The sequence below is a fragment of the Pseudomonas sp. UMAB-40 genome (genome assembly GCF_900095275.1).
Lineage (GTDB): Bacteria > Pseudomonadota > Gammaproteobacteria > Pseudomonadales > Pseudomonadaceae > Aquipseudomonas > Aquipseudomonas mandelii_B.
Genome location: NZ_LT607556.1, coordinates 200275 through 219873 on the forward strand (window position 1 = coordinate 200275; position 19599 = coordinate 219873).

The following is a 19599-nucleotide window of genomic DNA, read 5'->3' on the forward strand; positions in this document are numbered from 1 at the left end:
GCCTTTGATCGGCCGGAAGGTTGCATGGGTTACCTGCGGAAGCTTTGGGTTTGTCAGCTAAACTCTGCGTTTTCGCCGACGATGCCGTTCCAGTCCTTCGTATTAGTCGACCTTTGAGGTGCTGTTTGCACCTCGACAAAATGTTGCGCGTGAACAAGCTGGGTCAATCGCAGTCTGTTCTGCATCGAATATTTATTTGCCGGGGCGCCCTTTGGCGCGTCGCTACCGTGAGATAGCCGTCCTCCATGTTTGGTTCCAACGACGACAAGAAGACCCCAGCTGCGGCTGGCGAGAAGAAAAGCCTGTTCGGATGGCTGCGCAAAAAGCCGCAGGAACCCGTCGTCGAACAGCCACAGCCAATTCCTGAGCCAACACCCGCGCCGGTAATAGAAGAAGAGCCGGCGCCGGTTGTCTTGCCGATTGCCGAGCCGGTGCTGCAACCGGTCGCCGAGGCTGAACCCGAAGTCATTGCCGAGCAACCGCTGGCACCCGCTCCAGAGCCGTGGCTGACGTTGCCAGTGGCGGAAGAGCCGGTGGCCTTGGTCGAAGATGAGCTGGCGCCGCATGTGACGCCGCCGATTCCTGCACCGACTGCCTTTGCCCCTGAGCCCGTTCAAGCGCCGATTATTGAGCCTGTCGTTGCGCCGGTAGTCGTGGCCGAGCCTGAGCCGGTTGTTCCGGAGCCTGTGGTTCCTGCGTTCGTCGCTCCTGTGGTTGAAGTGCCTGCGCCTGCTCCCGTGGTTGCCCCGGTAGTCGCCGCGCCCGCAGTTCCCGCCGAAGTCCCGGCAGAGCAGCCTCGTACCGAAGAAACCAAAGCCGGTTTCTTCGCCCGCCTCAAGCAAGGCCTGTCCAAGACCAGCGCCAGCATCGGCGAAGGCATGGCCAGCCTGTTCCTGGGCAAGAAAATCATCGATGACGAGCTGCTCGAAGACATCGAAACCCGTCTGCTGACCGCTGACGTTGGCGTCGAGGCAACCTCGGTAATCATCCAGCGCCTGACCCAAAAGGTCGCGCGCAAAGAGTTGGCCGATGCCGATGCGCTGTACAAATCCCTGCAAGCTGAACTCGCCGCGATGCTCAAGCCTGTCGAGCAGCCGCTGAAAATCACCTCGCAGAACAAGCCTTTCGTGATTCTGGTCGTGGGCGTCAACGGTGCCGGCAAGACCACCACCATCGGCAAGCTGGCGAAGAAACTGCAACTTGAAGGCAAGAAGGTCATGCTCGCGGCTGGCGACACCTTCCGCGCTGCCGCCGTCGAGCAATTACAGGTCTGGGGCGAGCGCAACAAGATCCCGGTCATCGCCCAGCACACCGGCGCCGACTCCGCTTCGGTTATCTTCGACGCCGTGCAAGCCGCCAAGGCCCGTGGCATTGACGTACTGATCGCCGACACCGCCGGTCGCCTGCACACCAAAGACAACCTGATGGAAGAGTTGAAGAAGGTTCGCCGGGTCATCAGCAAACTCGACGCCGACGCGCCGCACGAAGTGCTCTTGGTGCTCGACGCCGGTACTGGCCAGAACGCCATCAGCCAGGCCAAGCAATTCAACCAGACCGTCGAACTGACCGGCCTGGCGCTGACCAAGCTCGACGGTACCGCCAAGGGCGGAGTGATTTTTGCCCTGGCCAAGCAGTTTGGTTTGCCGATTCGCTACATCGGCGTCGGTGAAGGCATCGATGACTTGCGTACTTTTGAAGCAGAACCCTTTGTCCAGGCACTGTTTGCCGAGCGGGAGCGTTCATGATTCGTTTCGAACAGGTCGGTAAACGCTACCCGAACGGTCACGTCGGCTTGCATGAGCTGAGCTTTCGAGTCCGTCGGGGCGAATTCTTGTTTGTAACCGGCCATTCCGGCGCCGGTAAAAGCACCTTGTTGCGCCTCCTGCTGGCGATGGAACGTCCGACCACCGGCAAATTGCTGCTGGCCGGCCAGGACCTCGCCACCATCAGCAATGCGCAGATTCCGTACTTGCGCCGGCAGATTGGTGTGGTGTTCCAGAATCACCAGTTGCTGTTCGATCGCACGGTGTTCAACAACGTCGCTTTGCCGTTACAGATCCTTGGTCTGTCCAAGGCCGAGATCGTCAAGCGCGTGGATTCTGCGCTTGAGCGCGTGGCGCTGTCGGATAAAACCGATCTGTACCCCGGCGACCTGTCCACCGGGCAGCAACAGCGCGTCGGCATCGCCCGCGCCATCGTCCACCGTCCGGCCTTGCTGTTGGCGGACGAACCGACCGGTAACCTCGACCCGCGTCTGGCGGCCGAGATCATGGGCGTGTTCGAAGACATCAACCGCTTGGGCACCAGCGTGCTGATCGCCAGTCACGACCTGGCCCTGATCGCCCGCATGCGTCATCGCATGTTGACCCTGCAACGCGGCCGATTGATCGGCGACGGGGAGGCGGGCGTATGAGTGCGACACGCAGCCCCAAGGTTTCCGAGCGCGTGGCGCCGAAAGCCGCCGATCCGCAACCGCAGAAGAAAAAACACGACGATGACGACGGCCCGGATTTCGCCACGTTGTTTCGCGCCTGGGTTGAAAGCCATCGCGCCAGTCTGCTGGACAGCCTGCGTCGGTTGGGCAAACAGCCCATCGGCAGCTTTTTCACCTGCATGGTGATGGCGGTCGCCCTGAGCTTGCCGATGGGCCTGTCACTTTTGCTAAGTAATGTCGAGCGTCTGGGCGGTTCCTGGCAGCGTGCGGCGCAGATTTCCCTGTACCTGCAACTCGAGGCCAGCCCGGCTGAAGGCGAGTCGTTGCGCGAGCAGATCAAAGGCATGCCTGGCGTAGCCGATGCGGAATATGTCGGTCGTGATCAGGCGCTGGAAGAGTTTCAGCAGCAGTCCGGTCTGGGCGAAGCGCTCAAGGAACTGCCGGAGAACCCGCTGCCTGGCGTGGTGCTGGTGACCCCGAACGAGGTGGACAAGCCCGCGCTTGAAGCATTACGACAAAAACTTTCCGAGCTGCCGAAGGTACAACAGGCACAACTTGATCTAGTCTGGGTCGAGCGTCTGGCAGCGATCCTCAAGCTGGGTGACCGTTTTGTCTTCGGTCTGACCGTGCTTCTGGTTTCTGCATTACTTTTGGTGATAGGCAATACCATTCGTCTTCATATTGAAAACCGCCGCACAGAGATAGAAGTGATTAAACTCGTCGGCGGCACGGACAGCTATGTGCGCAGGCCCTTTCTGTATATGGGCGCGTTGTATGGCTTCGGTGCGGGGATTCTTTCCTGGGGTGTATTGGCGTTTGGCCTTGATTGGCTGAACGACGCCGTTGTCGGGCTGGCCGGTTTGTATGGCAGTGATTTCGCGCTGGCCGGAGTGCCAGTTGCCGACGGTCTGTCTCTCTTGCTTGGCGCGGTGCTGTTGGGGTATATCGGTGCATGGATTGCAGTCGCACGCCACCTGAGGGAGCTTGCGCCTAAGTAATATCATTTTGCTCGTATTGACCTTTCAGCGTTTATGGGAACTTGTCTTTCGGTTTTCGGTCAATTTTCGCAGTGCTGAACTGCACGAGTTATGTAAGTCGGAGGTTTTTTCGTATGACCAATTCTTTGCAACCTGCATATGCTCTGGTCCCGGGTGCGAACCTGGAGGCCTATGTGCACACCGTGAACAGCATTCCATTGCTGACTCCGGAGCAGGAGCGTGAACTGGCCGAGAGTCTCTATTATGAGCAGGATTTGGGGGCGGCTCGGCAGATGGTGCTCGCCCACCTGCGTTTTGTTGTGCATATCGCCCGTAGCTATTCCGGCTACGGCCTGGCTCAGGCTGACCTGATCCAGGAAGGTAACGTCGGCCTGATGAAGGCGGTGAAGCGCTTCAACCCGGAAATGGGTGTGCGTCTGGTTTCGTTCGCGGTGCACTGGATCAAGGCGGAAATTCACGAGTTCATCCTGCGCAACTGGCGCATTGTGAAAGTCGCGACCACCAAGGCCCAGCGCAAGCTGTTCTTCAACCTGCGCAGCCAGAAGAAACGCCTGGCGTGGCTGAACAACGAGGAAGTCCACCGTGTGGCGGAAAGCCTCGGCGTAGAGCCGCGGGAAGTGCGCGAGATGGAAAGTCGCCTGACCGGCCATGACATGGCCTTCGATCCGGCCGCGGAAGCGGACGACGACAGTGCTTTCCAGTCGCCGGCCAACTATCTGGAAGACCACCGGTACGACCCGGCCCGTCAACTGGAAGATGCCGACTGGAGCGACAACTCCAATCACAACCTGCACGAAGCGCTCGAAGTGCTGGACGACCGCAGCCGTGACATCCTCTACCAGCGCTGGCTGGCGGAAGAAAAAGCCACGCTGCATGACCTGGCGCAGAAGTACAACGTGTCGGCCGAGCGTATTCGTCAGCTCGAGAAGAGCGCGATGAACAAGCTCAAGTTGTCGATCGCGGCTTAACTCAGCGAACAGGCAATAAAAAACGCCCCGATCAGTGATGATCGGGGCGTTTTTGTGTGTGCCCATTTTCTGCAGCACCTTGGCCCCTGTGGGAGCGAGCCTGCTCGCACACAGTGGATCTTCGGTGCTCAGGAAATCGGCTACTGCGCCCAAGGCGCCCGACGTGAATCGTTGAGGCCAACCAGATAACTGTCCCCACCCAACTGGCTCATCTGCTGCCGGATCCAGCCAGCCCGCCGTGCGACATAGTTGGTGGGATGACTAGCACTCCAAACCCGTGGGTTCGGTAATACGGCGGCCAGCAGGCTCGATTGTTGACGGCTGAGACCTTTAGCACTCACTCCAAAGTGATGCCTGGCCGCCGCTTCTGCGCCAAACACCCCGTCATCCCACTCGACGCTGTTCAGGTACACCTCAAGAATCCGCTGCTTGGGCCACAGCACCTCGATCAACCCGGTGAACCACGCTTCCAGTCCTTTACGCAGCCAACTGCGGCCGGACCACAAAAACAGATTCTTCGAGACTTGCTGGCTCAGGGTGCTGGCGCCGCGAATCGAACCGCCGAGCTCGTTATGGGCCAACGCTTTCTGGATCGCCCCAAAGTCAAAACCCCAATGCTCCGGGAATTTCTGATCCTCGCCCGCGATCACCGCGACTTTCAGGTCGTCAGAAATTTCATCCCAGGGCTTCCAGGTGCGTTGCAGGTCGATGGGCTCGCCGTCGAACCAGGATTCGACCTTGCGCTCGACCATCAGCGCCGTTCCCGGTGGCGGGACCACTCGAAAAATCAGTACCAGCAATACGCTGCCGCCCGCGAACCAGAGCAGGGCCTTTGTGAATCGTCGCAAAAATAAACGCAGCATAGAGATGGCTTGGCCGAACCCGTTGAGCGGGCCATTATACAGACCCTGTGGATCGAGTCTGACTGGAGTTCTTCATGCTGCGTGGCTTTCTGATGCTGGCCGCTTTCTTCGGCTTCACCGGCGTTGCCCTTGGCGCGTTCGCCGCCCACGGCCTGAAAAACCGTCTGACCCCCGAGTACCTGGCGATTTTCCATACCGGCGTCACCTACCAATTGGTGCACACCCTGGCGCTGCTGGGCGTGGCGCTGCTGGCCACGCAAATTCCGGGACGCTTGGTCACTTGGGCCGGCGCCTCGTTTGCCATCGGCATCCTGCTGTTTTCCGGCAGTCTGTACCTGCTGACCCTGACCGGCGTCAGCAAGCTCGGGATCATCACACCCTTCGGCGGCCTGGCATTCCTGGTCGGCTGGTTCTGCCTGGGGCTTGCCGCCTGGCGGTTGAGCTGACCGGGCGGTCCATTTCATGACGAATGGCTTGGGTCGCCAAGACTGATCGGGCTAGAATGCCAGCCCCTAAAAATGATGGCGGCATTCGGTATGCGCATTCAGTTGAACGGCGAATCCCTTGAACTGCCCGACGGTGAAACCGTTGCGGCCCTGCTGACCCGTCTGGAACTGACCGGACGCCGGGTGGCGGTCGAACTCAATCTGGATATCGTCCCGCGCAGCCAGCATGCAGACACCACGCTGAACGACGGCGACAGCGTCGAAGTCGTCCACGCCATCGGCGGCGGCTAGCCGCCCGGCCCGCAAGGGCACAGAATTCTGCAAGAACCTCACCCCTACAGAGGATTTCCCATGAGCATCGTTCGTAGCGACAAGCCCTTCGTACTGGCCGGTCGTACTTACCAGTCGCGTTTGCTGGTAGGCACCGGCAAGTACCGCGACATGGAAGAAACCCGCCTGGCCATCGAGGCCTCGGGTGCCGAGATCGTCACCTTCGCCGTGCGCCGTACCAACCTCGGCCAGAACCCGGGCGAACCGAACCTGCTCGAAGTCCTGTCGCCGGATCGCTACACCTTCCTGCCAAATACCGCCGGTTGCTTCGATGCGACCGAGGCTGTGCGCACCTGTCGCCTGGCCCGTGAGCTGCTTGGCGGCCACAACCTGGTGAAGCTGGAAGTGCTGGCGGACCAGAAAACCCTGTTTCCCAACGTGATCGAAACCCTCAAGGCCGCCGAAGTGCTGGTCAAGGAAGGTTTCGACGTGATGGTCTACACCAGCGATGACCCGATCATTGCCCGTCAACTGGCGGAAATCGGCGTTATCGCGGTGATGCCGCTGGCCGGTCTGATCGGCACGGGCCTGGGGATCTGCAACCCGTACAACCTGCAGATCATCCTCGAAGAAGCCAAGATTCCCGTGCTGGTGGATGCCGGTGTCGGTACCGCCTCCGACGCCACCATCGCCATGGAACTGGGTTGCGAAGCGGTGCTGATGAACTCGGCCATCGCCCATGCCCAGCAGCCGATCATGATGGCTGAAGCCATGAAACACGCCATCGTCGCGGGCCGCCTGGCTTACCTCGCCGGCCGCATGCCGAAAAAACTCTATGCCAGCGCGTCCTCGCCGCTGGATGGTCTGATCAAGTAAGAGCCATTGATGACTGAATCAAACGACACGCCAATCCAGACGGAAGAAGGCGACGAGCGCCAACACCGCCGCATCAAGAGTTTCGTGATGCGCGCCGGGCGCATGACCGAAGGCCAGCAACGCGGCCTGGACCAGGGCACGCCGCTGTTCGTGCTGCCATTGGCTGACGCGCCGGTGGACTTCGACCAGGTGTTCGGCCGCTCGGCGCCGCGCTCGCTGGAAATCGGTTTCGGCATGGGCCACTCGCTGCTGGAAATGGCCGCGGCCTCGCCGGAACAGGATTTCATTGGCGTGGAAGTGCACCGTCCGGGTGTCGGCGCGTTGCTCAATGGCGTGCTTACTCAGGGCCTGACCAACCTGCGCGTCTACGATTGCGACGCGATCGAAGTGCTCAACCGTTGCGTGGCCGACAACAGCCTCGACCGCCTGATGCTGTTTTTCCCGGACCCGTGGCACAAGAGCCGTCACCACAAACGCCGTATCGTTCAGGCCTCGTTCGCTGAGCTGGTGCGCAGCAAGTTGAAGGTCGGCGGCATTCTGCACATGGCCACCGACTGGGAACCCTACGCCGAGTACATGCTGGAAGTGATGAACGTGGCCCCGGGTTATCGCAACCTGGCCGAAGACGGAAAATGCGTCCCGCGCCCGACTGAGCGCCCGATCACCAAGTTCGAACGCCGCGGCGAACGTCTTGGGCATGGCGTTTGGGACCTGAAGTTCGAAAAACAGTCCTGAACCCCACGCTATAAACCTGTAGGAGCCAGCAAGCAGGCTCCTACAGGTTTTTTTGTGTCCGGAAATCAGCGACGGTCGGCGACGACGCCGATCAGCACCAACACCACCAGCAACACTGGCGCCAGGCTGTAGTTGTTGAACTGGCTCAGGCCTTTGATGATCCACGGCGTGGCGTAGATCAACGCCACGCCGCTGCCGATCATGCACACCAGAGCGAGCAACGGCACGCGCAACGCACCGGCGATGCTGCCCAGGCGTTGGTCGACCCAGCCTTTGATATCGGCGCCAAACAACACCAGCAGACAGCCCACCAGCGCCAGAGAGATTTCCGACAGGTTGCTGCGGCTCCAGCGGGAGACGGTGGCGAGCAGGTCGAGTATCAAATCCATTCGTTTTCCCCTAAGGCTGAAATCAGCTCAGAAATGTTTGCAGCAAGTCATTGAGAAACAGCTGTCCGCGATCGGTCGCCGCCAGACGTGACGGTTCGACCTGCAACAGGCCGCTTTGTTCGGCGACCCGGCGGCCTTCGGCGAGGCTGTCCAGGCTCAGTCCGGTGCGTTCCGGATACAGTCGCGATTCGACGCCCTCGGTCAGGCGCAAGGCGTTCATCAGGAAATCGAACGGCAGTTCTTCATTGGTCAGGGCTTTCTCGCCAGCCTTGAAGCTTTTCGCCGGGTTCAGGTAATCCTTTGGCAGGCGCGTCTTCCAGGTACGGACGATGCGCCCGTCCGGATGGCTGAGCTTGCCGTGGGCGCCGGCACCGATGCCGATGAAGTCGCCGAAGCTCCAGTAATTGAGGTTATGCCGTGCCGGGCGGCCAGGTTGCGCATAGGCCGAGACTTCGTATTGCGCGTAACCGTGTTCGGCAAGCAGCGCCTGGCCGGCTTCCTGAATGTCCCACAGCGTGTCGTCTTCCGGCAGCGTCGGCGGCTGGTTCCAGAACACCGTGTTTGGCTCCAGCGTCAGCTGATACCAGGACAGATGCGTCGGCTTCAGGGCGATGGCCTGGCGCAGGTCGCTCAACGCGTCGTCCAGCGACTGATCCGGCAAGCCGTGCATCAAGTCCAGGTTGAAGTTGTCGAACCCGGCCTGACGCGCCATGCCTGCAGCACGCACCGCTTCGTCGCCGTTGTGAATTCGCCCCAGGGCCTTGAGCTTTTCTTCCTGAAAACTCTGGATGCCGATCGACAGGCGATTGATGCCCAGCTCGCGGTAGGCGACGAATTTCTCTTGCTCGAACGTTCCCGGATTGGCTTCCAGGGTGATTTCGATGTCGCTGGCGAACGGAATCCGCTGCTCGACGCCTTTGAGCAAACGGCCCAAGGCCTCGGCGCTGAACAGGCTCGGCGTACCGCCACCGAAAAAAATCGAGCTCAGCTCACGGCCATAGACGGCGTGCAGGTCCTGATCGAGATCGGCCAGTAAGGCGTCGACATACTCTTGTTCCGGCAACACCGGGCTGGCGGTGTGGGAGTTGAAGTCGCAATAAGGGCATTTGCGCACACACCACGGGATGTGGATGTACAACGCCAGGGGCGGCAGCACGGGGAGCGCCGCCCGAGGCGAGGGGGCGGCACCGCCGAAAATCAGCGGTGACGCGGATGAGTCGTGGGTCATATCAGGCCTAGACGCTGGCGCAGCAGATCCATTGCACGGGCGCGGTGGCTGATGAGGTTCTTTTCGCTCGGGCTCAGCTCGGCGCTGGAGCAATCGCGCGACGGCACCCAGAAAAGCGGGTCGTAGCCAAACCCGTGTTCACCGCTGGCGGCGTGCAGGATTCGTCCTTGCCACAGGCCTTCGCAGAGGATCGGCAACGGATCGTCGGCATGTCGCACCAGCGCCAGCACACAGACGAACTGTGCGCCGCGTTCAGCTTCCGGCACATCCTTCAACGCATCGAGCAGTTTGGCGTTGTTCGCCGCATCGCCCTGGCCATCCGCGTAACGAGCCGAATAGATACCCGGCGCACCGCCAAGGAAATCCACCGCCAGCCCGGAATCGTCGGCCAGCGCCGGCAGACCGGAGATGCGTGCAGCATTGCGGGCCTTGAGGATGGCGTTCTCGACGAACGACAGGCCGGTTTCTTCAGGCTCGACGCTGCTGAACTCGCCGATCGAGCGCAGTTGCACCGACTCGCCGAGCATGGCCTGGAGTTCCTTGAGTTTGCCGGCGTTATGGCTGGCCAGTACGAGTTGCGTGAAGTTCATCATTCGCCGGGGAAAAGCTCTTGGTTGAAATTGATGGTGTTGATTTTATCGCCGTTCTGCACCTTGATCTCGAAGGTGCGGATTTCCTGCTGATCCACCGGGAACTGGGCGATGTAGTAGATCGCGCCTTGTTCGGTGATCTGTTTGAATTTCAGCGGCACGCTTTGGCTGGTCAGGTCTTTGACCGTACCACTGACTTGAGCCATCAGCGGTTTGCCTTCCTTGATCACCGAAACGTTGATCACGCCTTGGTTCTTGCTGCGGGTGAGCTCCGCGGCTTTGGCGATATCAGGGGTCAGGAAGGTCGAGTTGAAGGTGTTGTAATGCACCGTCACATCACCAAACTTTTCCTGACGATCACCTTTGATGATGTCGGCGGCCATGGCCGTGACGCTCAGGCAGGCAGTAAGTACAAACAGCGCTAGACGACCCATGATCGTTCTCCTTGGAATGTCGTGGTTCAGACCGCGATTTTGTGATCCTGCAACCCAGGGCTGCTGACGCGGTAAATACCGATTTCACCTAATAGATTAGGCCATAGCTTACTGGCCCACCCGTGACGGTGCTGTTGATCCACGGCCAGCCGATCAATGACCTTCGCTTCACGTTCGCGACAAAGTGCTTCAAAGTCTTCGAAAGTGCAGAAGTGGATGTTCGGCGTGTTGTACCAGGTGTACGGCAGAAACTCGGACACCGGCATCCGGCCCTTGCTCGCCAGGTACCAGCGGCAGCGCCAGTGACCGAAGTTGGGAAAGGTGATGATGCACTGGCGGCCGACCCGCAGCATTTCGTCGAGGATCCTGTCCGGGTAATGCACGGCTTGCAGCGCCTGGGTCATGACCACGACGTCGAAGCTGTTGCTGGCGAAGTTGCCGAGGCCCTTGTCCAGGTCCTGCTCGATCACATTGATGCCCTTGGCCACGCATTCGGCGATGTTGTCCGGGTCGTTTTCCAGGCCATAGCCGGTCACTTGTTTGTTATCGCGCAGCCAGGTCAGCAGTTCGCCGTCGCCGCAACCGAGGTCGAGCACGCGGCTGCCGGCGGGGATCCATTCCTGGATGATTTCCAGATCAGCTCTCATGGCTTTCTCACAACGTAATGCGGTTCATGTAATTGCTGAAGGCCTGCAAGTAGCGCGGGATCGGAATCAGGAAGGCGTCGTGGCCTTGCGGAGCGTCGATCTCGAGGTAGCAAACGTCCTTCTTGGCCGCCATCAGCGCGTCCACCAGTTCCCGCGAGCGGGCAGGGGAGAAGCGCCAGTCGGTGGTGAAAGACATCACGCAGAACTTGGCCTGGGCATGGGCGAAGGTTTTCGCCAGGTCATCGTCGAAGTTGGCAGCCGGATCGAAGTAGTCCAGCGCCTTGGTCATCAGCAGGTACGTGTTGGCGTCGAAGCGCCCGGAGAACTCTTCGCCCTGATAACGCAGGTAGCTTTCGACCTGGAACTCGACGCTGTGGAAGTCGTAGTTGAGCTTTTCGCTCTTCAGGCCGCGGCCGAATTTCTCACCCATCGAGTCATCGGACAGATACGTGATGTGCCCGACCATCCGCGCCAGCATCAAACCGCGCTTGGGGATCACGCCCGCTTCCTGGAACGAACCGCCGTGGAAATCGGGGTCGGTGAGGATCGCCTGGCGCGCCACTTCGTTGAAGGCGATGTTCTGCGCCGACAACTTGGGGGCCGAGGCGATAGCCAGGCAGTGACGAATGCGATCAGGGTAAGTGATGCTCCATTGCATCGCCTGCATGCCGCCGAGACTGCCGCCAATCACCGCGGCCCATTGGCGGATGCCGAGCAGGTCGGCCAGGCGCGCCTGGCTGTGCACCCAGTCTTCCACGGTCAGGACCGGGAAGTCGGCGCCAAACGGCTTGCCGGTCTCCGGGTTGACGCTGCTCGGGCCGGTGGAACCATTGCAGCCGCCGAGGTTGTTCAGGCTGACCACGTAGAACTTGTTGGTGTCGATCGGCTTGCCGGGGCCGATGCAGCTGTCCCACCAACCGGGTTTTCGGTCGTCGGGGCTGTGGAAGCCGGCAGCGTGATGGTGACCCGACAAGGCGTGGCAGATCAGCACGGCGTTGCTCGCCGTGGCGTTCAGCGTGCCGTAGGTTTCGTAAATGAGGTCATAAGCTGGGAGCGAACGGCCGCAGGCCAGGGCCAGGGGTTCACTGAAGTGCGCCACTTGCGGCGTCACCAGACCAACAGAATCGGCGGGAAAGGCAGTTGGCATCGACCCTGCTCTCGTTGAAATGAGGCGTAAGTCTAAAGACCGCTGCCCCTAGCAGCAAGCAAAGGGCTGGCCTGATTTCATTCAGTTAGACCGAGGTGTAACCATCGCGGGCAAGCCCGGCTCCCACAGGGGAATGCGTACCCCTGTGGGAGCGTGGCTTGCCCGCGAAGAACGATAACGCGGTTAACCTGCCGGACGCAGCAGATCCGGTAAATCCGGCAGCTTCTTCGGCGAACAGATCCGCACCCGCTTCTGCCGGTTCAGCTCGCCGCTGACCAAGCTGACCTGACTCTTGGACACCCCAAACGCCTTGGCCAAAAACGCCATCAGATACGCATTGGCCTTGCCTTCTACCGGCGGCGCCGTGAGGCGAATCTTCAGTCGATCCCCGTGCAGCCCGCAGAAATCATCGCTGCGGGCTGCCGGTTGCAGGTGACATTCCAGAATCAGGTCGTCACCGTCCCAGCGAAAGTAGCTCATCAGATCAGGCCGAGCAGTCCCATTGGCATGAGGGCGAAGTTCGCAAGGCGCGGGATCAGCCAGCTTTGCAGCAACTGGATCACGATAAACGCGAAGATCGGCGAGATATCGAGGCCACCCAGGTTCGGAATGATCCGACGGAACGGGGCGAGGACCGGTTCAGTGATCTGCGCGACCAGCTCGGCGCCCGGATTGTGGCTCCCCGGGGCGACCCACGACAGAATCACGCTGATGATCATCGCCCAGAAAATAATATTCAAAAACAGCGAGAAGAGCGCGATCAGGGCCCACGGCACCAGGAACAGCCAGTCGACCATGAAGCCTTTGAGCAGCAGGATCACCGCGATCAGCAGCATTTGAATGATCAGCGCCAATACCAGTGACGACATGTCCAGCCCGAACATGCTCGGGATGACCCGGCGCAGCGGCTTGAGCAGCGGTTGGGTGGCTTTCACGATGAACTGGCAGAGCGGGTTGTAGAAATTCGCCCGAACCAATTGCAGGATGAAGCGCATCAACACGATCAGCAGGTACAGGCTGCCCAGGGTTTTAATTATGAAAATGGCAGCGTCATTGAGTCCAAGCATCATTAATTCCTTTGTAAGAGCTGATTAGCGGCCAAGTTGCTCAGCCATCTCGGCCGAACGGTGCGCAGCGGCGCCGAGTGCTTTTTCCACCAGCGCTTCGAAGCCGCCGGCCTGGAACGATTTGATTGCCGCTTCCGTGGTGCCCGCAGGGGACGTCACGCGACGACGTAATTCAGCGGCGTCGACATCGCTGGCAACCGCCATGTGCGCGGCACCCAGCGCGGTTTGCACCGTCAGTTGGGCGGCGATGTCCGCAGGCAGACCGAGCTTCACGCCGGCGGCGGTCATGGCTTCGATCAACAGGAAGAAGTACGCCGGACCCGAGCCGGAAACGGCGGTGACCGCGTCCAGTTGCTGTTCTTCGTCGAGCCACAGGGCAATGCCGACCGCCGACAACAGCTCTTCGGCGTGCTGGCGTTGCTCAGCGTTGACTTCGGCCGTGGCAAACAAACCACTTACGCCCTGACGCAGCAGCGCCGGGGTGTTTGGCATGCAACGCACGATCGGCTGGGCGCCGAGCCAGTTGTTCATGCTGGCGCAGGTGATGCCGGCCGCGATCGAAACCACCAGTTGATTCGGTTTCAGGCTTGGGCGAATCGCTTCGCACACGGCTTTCATGGCCTGCGGCTTGACCGCCAGCACCACCACGTCAGCGTCTTGAATGGCATCGGCATTGTCGGCGAATACTTCAACGCCATGTTCAGCCTGCACCTTGGCGCGGGTTTCGGCGCCCGGGTCGCTGGCGCGGATCTGTGCGGCGTCCAGGCCTTTGGCGCGCAGGCCGCCGATGAGGCTGGCGGCCATATTTCCGGCACCGATAAAGGCAATACGAGTCTTGCTCATGTCAGGTCCTTATAAAGAGAGGTGTCAGCCATTGTCATGGTTGACCGTAATCGCGGGCGCCAAACAGGGCCGTACCGATGCGGACCCACGTGGCGCCCTGGGCGATGGCCGACTCGAGGTCGTGGCTCATGCCCATGGAAAGTGTGTCGAGCGGCAGGTTCAGGCTGGCTTGCAGGCTTTGCACGGCAGCAAAAGCAGCGTCCTGGGCGGCGCGATCGTCAGTCGGCTCAGGGATCGCCATCAACCCGCGCAACTGGATGCGCGGCAATTCGCTGATGGCCTTGGCCAGGGCCGGCAGGTCGGCCGGGGTGCAGCCGGATTTGCTGGCTTCACCGCTGACATTGACCTGGATGCAGATGTTCAAGGGCGGCAGATCGGCAGGGCGTTGTTCGGACAGGCGTTGTGCGATTTTCAAGCGATCCACGGAATGCACCCAGGCGAAGTGCTCGGCGATAGCGCGAGTCTTGTTCGATTGAATGGGGCCAATGAAGTGCCAGATCAAGGGCAGATCGGCCAATTCGAGCTGTTTGCCCAGGGCTTCCTGCAAGTAATTCTCGCCAAAATCGCTCACGCCTGCGGCATACGCCTCGCGCACGGCCTCGGCAGGCTTGGTCTTGCTCACCGCCAGCAGTTGAACGCTGTGCTCGTCGCGGTGGGCGGCAAGGGCGGCGGCGCGGATGCGCGAACTAACCTGAAGAATGTTGTCTGCTATCGTGGACATCAAGAGGCGCCGGCGGTTTGAAGGTTGGCGGCATTCTACTGGAATTGAGGAGCGCTATGGATATCACTGAGCTGCTGGCCTTCAGCGCTAAACAGGGCGCGTCCGACCTGCACCTGTCTGCCGGCCTGCCACCGATGATTCGCGTCGACGGCGACGTGCGGCGCATCAACCTGCCGGCCCTGGACCACAAACAGGTGCATGAGCTGATCTACGACATCATGAACGACACCCAGCGGGTGGACTTCGAGAAACACCTGGAAACTGATTTTTCCTTCGAAGTGCCCGGCGTGGCGCGTTTCCGGGTCAACGCCTTCAACCAGAACCGGGGGGCGGGTGCGGTGTTCCGGACCATCCCGTCGAAAGTCCTGAGCATGGACGACCTCGGGATGGGCGAGGTTTTTCGCAAGATCACCGAGGCTCCGCGGGGCCTGGTGCTGGTGACGGGCCCCACCGGTTCCGGCAAGTCCACCACTCTGGCGGCGATGATCGATTACCTGAACAACCATCGCCATCACCACATCCTCACCATCGAAGACCCCATCGAATTCGTCCACGAATCGCGTAAATGCCTGATCAACCAGCGCGAAGTCCACCGTGATACCCGCAGCTTCGCCACGGCCCTGCGCTCGGCGCTGCGGGAAGACCCGGACGTGATTCTGGTGGGGGAGATGCGTGACCTGGAGACCATTCGCCTGGCACTGACGGCCGCCGAGACCGGTCACCTGGTGTTCGGCACGCTGCACACCACGTCGGCGGCAAAGACCATCGACCGCGTGGTGGACGTGTTTCCGGGGGACGAGAAGTCGATGGTGCGGTCGATGCTGTCCGAGTCGTTACTGGCGGTGGTGTCGCAGACCCTGATCAAGAAGATCGGTGGCGGGCGCATTGCGGCGCACGAAATCATGCTCGGCACGTCGGCGATCCGTAACCTGATCCGCGAAGACAAGGTGGCGCAGATGTATTCGTCGATTCAGACCGGGGGCAACCTGGGGATGCAGACGCTGGATATGTGCTTGAAGGAATTGGTGGCCAAGGGCTTGATCAGCCGGGAGCATGCACGGGAGAAGGCGCGGTCGCCGGATAACTTCTGAGGATGGAATATTGATCGTTCCCACGCTCTGCGTGGGAATGCCTCAATGGACGCTCCGCGTCCGTTTCGGCAGGGACGCGGAGAGCGTCCCGGGCTGCATTCCCACGCGGAGCGTGGGAACGATCAAGGGTGTCAGCAGATCAGCGCTGAACAACTTGAAGGGTGTTCTTCTCTTTCGGCAGAACCCGCTTGGCAACCACGTAGTGGCTTTCCCAGTACGGTTTCTTCAGGGTGTCGATGGTCACCGACTTGCCACGGCGCGGTGCGTGGATAAAACGGTCGTTGCCCAGGTAGATGGCAACGTGATTGACTCGACGGCTCTTGATGTTGAAGAAAATCAGGTCGCCCGGCTTCAGATCCTTGCGATCGACTTTCTCGCCATGACCGCTGGCCATGGCATTGGACGTGCGTGGAAGGTCAAACGTGGCGTCGTTGAACGCGTATTTCACCAGGCCGCTGCAATCGAACCCTTTACTTGGGCTGCTGCCGCCCCAACGGTAAGGTGTACCGAGGACGTTGACGGCGCGACTCAGCACGTTGCTGCTTTCCTTGGTCGCCATCGGCGGAACAAGGCCGCTTTTGCTAGCCAGCTGTGGAACACGTTTTTCGGTTTTCTTGTTTTTGCTCGAAGGAGCAGAAACATGGGTTTTTTGGGTGTAACCATTAACGTTTGGAAGACGTTGCTCACGATTGGTGGCGTGGGCGGCCAGTGGCATCAAAAGGCAAATGGTTAGCCATGTCTTGAAAAATGGACGCATTAGGCAAGGCTCATATGGGTTAGCGCGCAACTTTATAACAGCTTTTTTTGTCCTTCCGAGGCCGTTGGTCGATTCAACTTGTGGTCAACGGAACCAAATAAGCGGCAAATGGACGCCATTGTCGGACAGAAGTCAGGTGGTATAAGGCTTTGACGGAAACGAAGGTAGCATGTGCCATACGTCGGCAACCTGTAAAAAAGTCACAAAGAATTCAAGAATATTTATCTATCGTGTGAATCGAGGCCCTACATGAACACCTATCAACAGGCTGGCCAGCAGCAAGACACGCACAGCAAAGTAATCGGCTACCTGCTGTGGATTTTTGGTTTTACCGGGGCTCACCGCTTCTATTACGGCAAGCCGGTAACCGGGACGATCTGGTTTTTCACGTTTGGATTGCTGGGCATTGGCTGGCTGATCGACGTGTTCCTGATTCCGGCCATGGACCGTGAAGCGGACCTGCGTTTTACCGCCGGGCCCATCGAGTACAACGTGGCGTGGATTCTGCTGACGTTTCTCGGGGTATTGGGCGTACACCGGATGTATCAGGGGAAGTGGATCAGCGGATTGCTGTACCTAGTGACGGGCGGGTTGTTCTTTCTGGGGGTTTTGTATGACTTCTGGACGCTGAATGACCAGGTGTCCGTGCGCAACGCGCAGAACAGAGGCACCTTCCAGTAAGCCATCGCGGGCAAGCCCGCTCCCACAGGGTTATCAGTTGGCCGCAAGTTTGTGGCCTCACACAACCATTGTGGGAGCGGGCTTGCCCGCGATTGGGGTCGACGCGGTCTTACGCTTGGTGGCTGATCCGCCCATCCACCAACGTGTAACGCACCACGCTTGGCAGGCTATGCCCAATGAATGGGCAGTTCTCACCCTTGGACAGCCAGGTCTCACCGGCCACGGTTGAAGCCGCCGGATCAAACAGCACGATGTCCGCCGGCCCACCTACCGCCAATTTGCCCGCCGGCAAGCGCAACGCCTCGGCAGGCCCGTTGCTGAGCCGCGCCAACAACGTTGGCAGATCCAGCAACCCATCCTCCACCAGCGTCATCGCCAGCGGCAGCAGCAGTTCAACACTGCTGATGCCCGGCTCGGTCGCGCCGAACGGTGCCAGTTTGGCATCCCGTTCGTGGGGCTGGTGATGGCTGGAGATGGCCGAAACCACGCCCGACTTCACCGCTGCACGCAAGCCATCGCGGTCGGCGCGGGTGCGCAGCGGCGGCTGGACGTGATAGAGGCTGCTGAAGTCGATCAGCGCTTCGTCGGTCAGGATCAGTTGATACAACGCCACATCGGCGGTCACCGGCAGGCCACGGGCCTGGGCCTGAGCGATCAGGGCCACGCCGCGAGCGCTGGTGAGCTGGCTGAAGTGCGCACGCACGCCGCTTTGCTCGACCAGCAGCAGGTCCCGGGCCAGGGCCACGGTTTCAGCGGTTTCCGGAATGCCCGGCAAGCCGAGGAAACTGGCGGTCGGGCCTTCGTGGGCCAAACCACCTTCGGCCAGATCATGATCCTGAGAGTTGAAAATCACCGTCAGGTCGAAGGTCGCCGCGTATTCCAGCGCCCGGCACAACGTGCGGGTGTTGCGGAAGCTCTCCAGGCCGTTGCCGAAGGCCACGCAGCCGGCATCGCGCAAGGCGACCAGTTCGGCCAGCTGTTCGCCGTCCAGGCCTTTGCTCAGGGCACCGATCGGGAAAACCTTGGTGTTGCCGGCCTCGCGGGCACGGTCGAGGATCAGTTCGGCCACGGCCGAAGTATCGAGCACCGGTTTGGTTTTCGGCGGGCAGCACAGACTGGTCACGCCACCGGCCGCAGCGGCGCGGGTTTCGCTGACGATCGAGCCTTTGCGGCTGTAGCCCGGCTCGCGTAGGGCGACGTTCAGATCAACCAGCCCGGGGGCGGCCACCAGGCCTTTGGCATCAATGGTGTCGACGGGCACAAAACCGGCGGGCGCGGCGCCAAGGGCAACGACCTTGCAGGCTTCAATATGGATATCGGTAACTTGATCCAGACCTGTGGCCGGATCGATGACACGTGCGCCGAGAATGCTGAGCTTCACTGGGCGTTCTCCTGCTCGAATTGGCCTTGCTCGAATTGACGTTGCGCAGTCTGCCCGCTCATGGCCATGGACAACACGGCCATACGAATCGCGATGCCGTAGGTGACCTGGTTGAGGATCACCGAGTGCGGACCGTCGGCCACCGCCGACTCAATCTCCACCCCGCGGTTGATCGGCCCCGGGTGCATGACGATGCAATCCGGTTTGGCTCCGGCCAGGCGCGCGGTGGTCAGGCCGAACAGGCGATAGAACTCGCCTTCGCTCGGCAACAAACCGCCGGTCATGCGCTCACGTTGCAGGCGCAGCATGATCACCACATCGACGTCTTTCAGGCCTTCGGTCATGTCGGTGTAAACCTTCACGCCGTACTGCTCGACGCCGATCGGCAGCAGGGTTTTCGGCGCGATGACGCGGATGTCCGGGCAGCCGAGGGTTTTCAGCGCGAGCATGTTCGAGCGCGCCACCCGCGAGTGCAGGATATCGCCGACGATGGCCACGGAGAGGTTTTCGAAACCGCCCTTGTGCCGGCGGATTGTCAGCATGTCCAGCATGCCCTGGGTCGGGTGGGCGTGACGGCCGTCGCCGCCGTTGATGATCGCTACTTGCGGGCAGACATGTTCGGCGATGAAGTGCGCAGCGCCGGAGTCACCGTGACGCACGACGAACATGTCGGCCGCCATGGCTTCCAGGTTGCGCAGAGTGTCGAGCAGGGTTTCGCCCTTGCTCGCCGACGAAGTCGACACGTTCAACGTGATCACGTCGGCCGACAGGCGCTGGGCTGCCAGCTCGAAGGTGGTGCGGGTGCGGGTGGAGTTCTCGAAGAACACGTTGCACACGGTCTTGCCGCGCAGCAACGGGACTTTCTTCACCGCCCGGGCGCCGACTTCGAGGAACGAGTCGGCGGTGTCGAGGATTTCCGTCAACAACTCGCGGCGCAAACCGTCGAGCGAGAGGAAGTGGCGCAGCTGGCCCTGATCATTGAGCTGCAGCGGGCGCTTGGTTTCTAGAGGCGTCATCGCGAGGGGGACTCTCA

Annotated in this window: 24 protein-coding genes; 10 read left to right on the forward strand and 14 right to left on the reverse strand. The window is 60.6% G+C overall.

The window, feature by feature from the left end:
* Positions 1-245 precede the first annotated feature (245 nt).
* The 4 genes from ftsY (at position 246) to rpoH (ending at position 4400) form a co-directional block, all read left to right on the forward strand.
* Positions 246-1745: a signal recognition particle-docking protein FtsY gene (gene ftsY, locus K0F88_RS10725; RefSeq protein WP_219095050.1), complete on the forward strand. Its 1500-nt coding sequence runs from the start codon at positions 246-248 to the stop codon at positions 1743-1745.
* A complete protein-coding gene (gene ftsE / locus K0F88_RS10730; RefSeq protein WP_010466809.1) occupies positions 1742-2413 on the forward strand; it encodes a cell division ATP-binding protein FtsE in 672 nt (223 codons plus the stop codon). The genes ftsY and ftsE overlap by 4 nt, the downstream gene beginning before the upstream one ends.
* Positions 2410-3432, forward strand: coding sequence for a permease-like cell division protein FtsX (ftsX, locus tag K0F88_RS10735; protein WP_219095051.1), 1023 nt, complete (start codon positions 2410-2412; stop codon positions 3430-3432). Before ftsE ends, ftsX begins: the two co-directional genes overlap by 4 nt.
* A 113-nt stretch (positions 3433-3545) precedes the next feature.
* Positions 3546-4400, forward strand: a complete 855-nt coding sequence (rpoH, locus tag K0F88_RS10740; RefSeq protein ID WP_007897890.1) for an RNA polymerase sigma factor RpoH — start codon at positions 3546-3548, stop codon at positions 4398-4400.
* 140 nt (positions 4401-4540) lie between these two features.
* Here the strand turns inward: rpoH and mtgA are convergent, their stop codons facing one another.
* Positions 4541-5263, reverse strand: coding sequence for a monofunctional biosynthetic peptidoglycan transglycosylase (mtgA, locus tag K0F88_RS10745; RefSeq protein ID WP_219095052.1), 723 nt, complete (start codon positions 5261-5263; stop codon positions 4541-4543).
* 74 nt (positions 5264-5337) lie between these two features.
* On the opposite strand from mtgA, the gene K0F88_RS10750 reads away from it, so the two are divergent.
* The 4 genes from K0F88_RS10750 to trmB all read left to right on the forward strand — a co-directional run bounded on the left by K0F88_RS10750 (position 5338) and on the right by trmB (position 7590).
* The gene (locus K0F88_RS10750) at positions 5338-5709 is read left to right on the forward strand and encodes a DUF423 domain-containing protein (RefSeq protein WP_094470174.1); all 372 of its coding nucleotides are present in this window, start codon (positions 5338-5340) and stop codon (positions 5707-5709) included.
* A 90-nt stretch (positions 5710-5799) separates the two neighbouring features.
* Positions 5800-6000: a sulfur carrier protein ThiS gene (gene thiS / locus K0F88_RS10755; protein WP_008026157.1), complete on the forward strand. Its 201-nt coding sequence runs from the start codon at positions 5800-5802 to the stop codon at positions 5998-6000.
* A gap of 60 nt (positions 6001-6060) precedes the next feature.
* On the forward strand, positions 6061-6855 hold the full coding sequence (locus K0F88_RS10760; RefSeq protein ID WP_008068101.1) for a thiazole synthase: 795 nt from the start codon (positions 6061-6063) through the stop codon (positions 6853-6855).
* A gap of 9 nt (positions 6856-6864) precedes the next feature.
* A complete protein-coding gene (gene trmB / locus K0F88_RS10765; protein WP_083375541.1) occupies positions 6865-7590 on the forward strand; it encodes a tRNA (guanosine(46)-N7)-methyltransferase TrmB in 726 nt (241 codons plus the stop codon).
* Positions 7591-7655: 65 nt separating this feature from the next.
* Here the strand turns inward: trmB and K0F88_RS10770 are convergent, their stop codons facing one another.
* The 10 genes from K0F88_RS10770 to K0F88_RS10815 form a co-directional block, all read right to left on the reverse strand.
* Positions 7656-7979 carry a DUF3392 domain-containing protein gene (locus tag K0F88_RS10770; protein ID WP_131061120.1) on the reverse strand — a complete coding sequence of 108 codons (324 nt, stop codon included), beginning with the start codon at positions 7977-7979 and terminating at the stop codon, positions 7656-7658.
* Between the two features lie 22 nt (positions 7980-8001).
* Positions 8002-9207 (reverse strand): radical SAM family heme chaperone HemW, encoded by a 1206-nt coding sequence (hemW, locus tag K0F88_RS10775; protein WP_257605227.1) that lies wholly within the window; start codon positions 9205-9207, stop codon positions 8002-8004.
* Entirely contained in the window at positions 9204-9800 is a 597-nt protein-coding gene (rdgB, locus tag K0F88_RS10780) for an RdgB/HAM1 family non-canonical purine NTP pyrophosphatase (RefSeq protein ID WP_219095053.1), read from the reverse strand. The genes hemW and rdgB overlap by 4 nt, the downstream gene beginning before the upstream one ends.
* Positions 9797-10231, reverse strand: coding sequence for a DUF4426 domain-containing protein (locus K0F88_RS10785; RefSeq protein WP_094470180.1), 435 nt, complete (start codon positions 10229-10231; stop codon positions 9797-9799). The genes rdgB and K0F88_RS10785 overlap by 4 nt, the downstream gene beginning before the upstream one ends.
* Before the next feature lie 26 nt (positions 10232-10257).
* Complete coding sequence (metW, locus tag K0F88_RS10790) at positions 10258-10878, reverse strand: methionine biosynthesis protein MetW (RefSeq protein ID WP_010466828.1); 621 nt, start codon at positions 10876-10878, stop codon at positions 10258-10260.
* Between the two features lie 7 nt (positions 10879-10885).
* The gene (locus tag K0F88_RS10795) at positions 10886-12025 is read right to left on the reverse strand and encodes a homoserine O-acetyltransferase (protein ID WP_219095054.1); all 1140 of its coding nucleotides are present in this window, start codon (positions 12023-12025) and stop codon (positions 10886-10888) included.
* A gap of 183 nt (positions 12026-12208) precedes the next feature.
* Positions 12209-12505 (reverse strand): DUF167 domain-containing protein, encoded by a 297-nt coding sequence (locus K0F88_RS10800; protein WP_094470183.1) that lies wholly within the window; start codon positions 12503-12505, stop codon positions 12209-12211.
* Positions 12505-13092 carry a YggT family protein gene (locus tag K0F88_RS10805; RefSeq protein ID WP_010466835.1) on the reverse strand — a complete coding sequence of 196 codons (588 nt, stop codon included), beginning with the start codon at positions 13090-13092 and terminating at the stop codon, positions 12505-12507. The genes K0F88_RS10800 and K0F88_RS10805 overlap by 1 nt, the downstream gene beginning before the upstream one ends.
* A gap of 24 nt (positions 13093-13116) precedes the next feature.
* Positions 13117-13935: a pyrroline-5-carboxylate reductase gene (proC, locus tag K0F88_RS10810; protein WP_219095055.1), complete on the reverse strand. Its 819-nt coding sequence runs from the start codon at positions 13933-13935 to the stop codon at positions 13117-13119.
* A gap of 34 nt (positions 13936-13969) precedes the next feature.
* On the reverse strand, positions 13970-14656 hold the full coding sequence (locus tag K0F88_RS10815; RefSeq protein ID WP_219095056.1) for a YggS family pyridoxal phosphate-dependent enzyme: 687 nt from the start codon (positions 14654-14656) through the stop codon (positions 13970-13972).
* A gap of 56 nt (positions 14657-14712) precedes the next feature.
* Between K0F88_RS10815 and K0F88_RS10820 the strand changes: the two genes are divergently transcribed.
* Positions 14713-15747 carry a type IV pilus twitching motility protein PilT gene (locus K0F88_RS10820; RefSeq protein ID WP_094470186.1) on the forward strand — a complete coding sequence of 345 codons (1035 nt, stop codon included), beginning with the start codon at positions 14713-14715 and terminating at the stop codon, positions 15745-15747.
* A gap of 139 nt (positions 15748-15886) precedes the next feature.
* Here the strand turns inward: K0F88_RS10820 and K0F88_RS10825 are convergent, their stop codons facing one another.
* Complete coding sequence (locus K0F88_RS10825; RefSeq protein ID WP_219095057.1) at positions 15887-16504, reverse strand: C40 family peptidase; 618 nt, start codon at positions 16502-16504, stop codon at positions 15887-15889.
* 249 nt (positions 16505-16753) lie between these two features.
* Between K0F88_RS10825 and K0F88_RS10830 the strand changes: the two genes are divergently transcribed.
* Positions 16754-17185: an NINE protein gene (locus K0F88_RS10830; RefSeq protein ID WP_219095058.1), complete on the forward strand. Its 432-nt coding sequence runs from the start codon at positions 16754-16756 to the stop codon at positions 17183-17185.
* 109 nt (positions 17186-17294) lie between these two features.
* Here the strand turns inward: K0F88_RS10830 and K0F88_RS10835 are convergent, their stop codons facing one another.
* Positions 17295-18566: a dihydroorotase gene (locus K0F88_RS10835; protein WP_219095059.1), complete on the reverse strand. Its 1272-nt coding sequence runs from the start codon at positions 18564-18566 to the stop codon at positions 17295-17297.
* Positions 18563-19582, reverse strand: coding sequence for an aspartate carbamoyltransferase catalytic subunit (locus K0F88_RS10840; RefSeq protein ID WP_219095060.1), 1020 nt, complete (start codon positions 19580-19582; stop codon positions 18563-18565). The genes K0F88_RS10835 and K0F88_RS10840 overlap by 4 nt, the downstream gene beginning before the upstream one ends.
* Between the last annotated feature and the right edge of the window lie 17 nt (positions 19583-19599).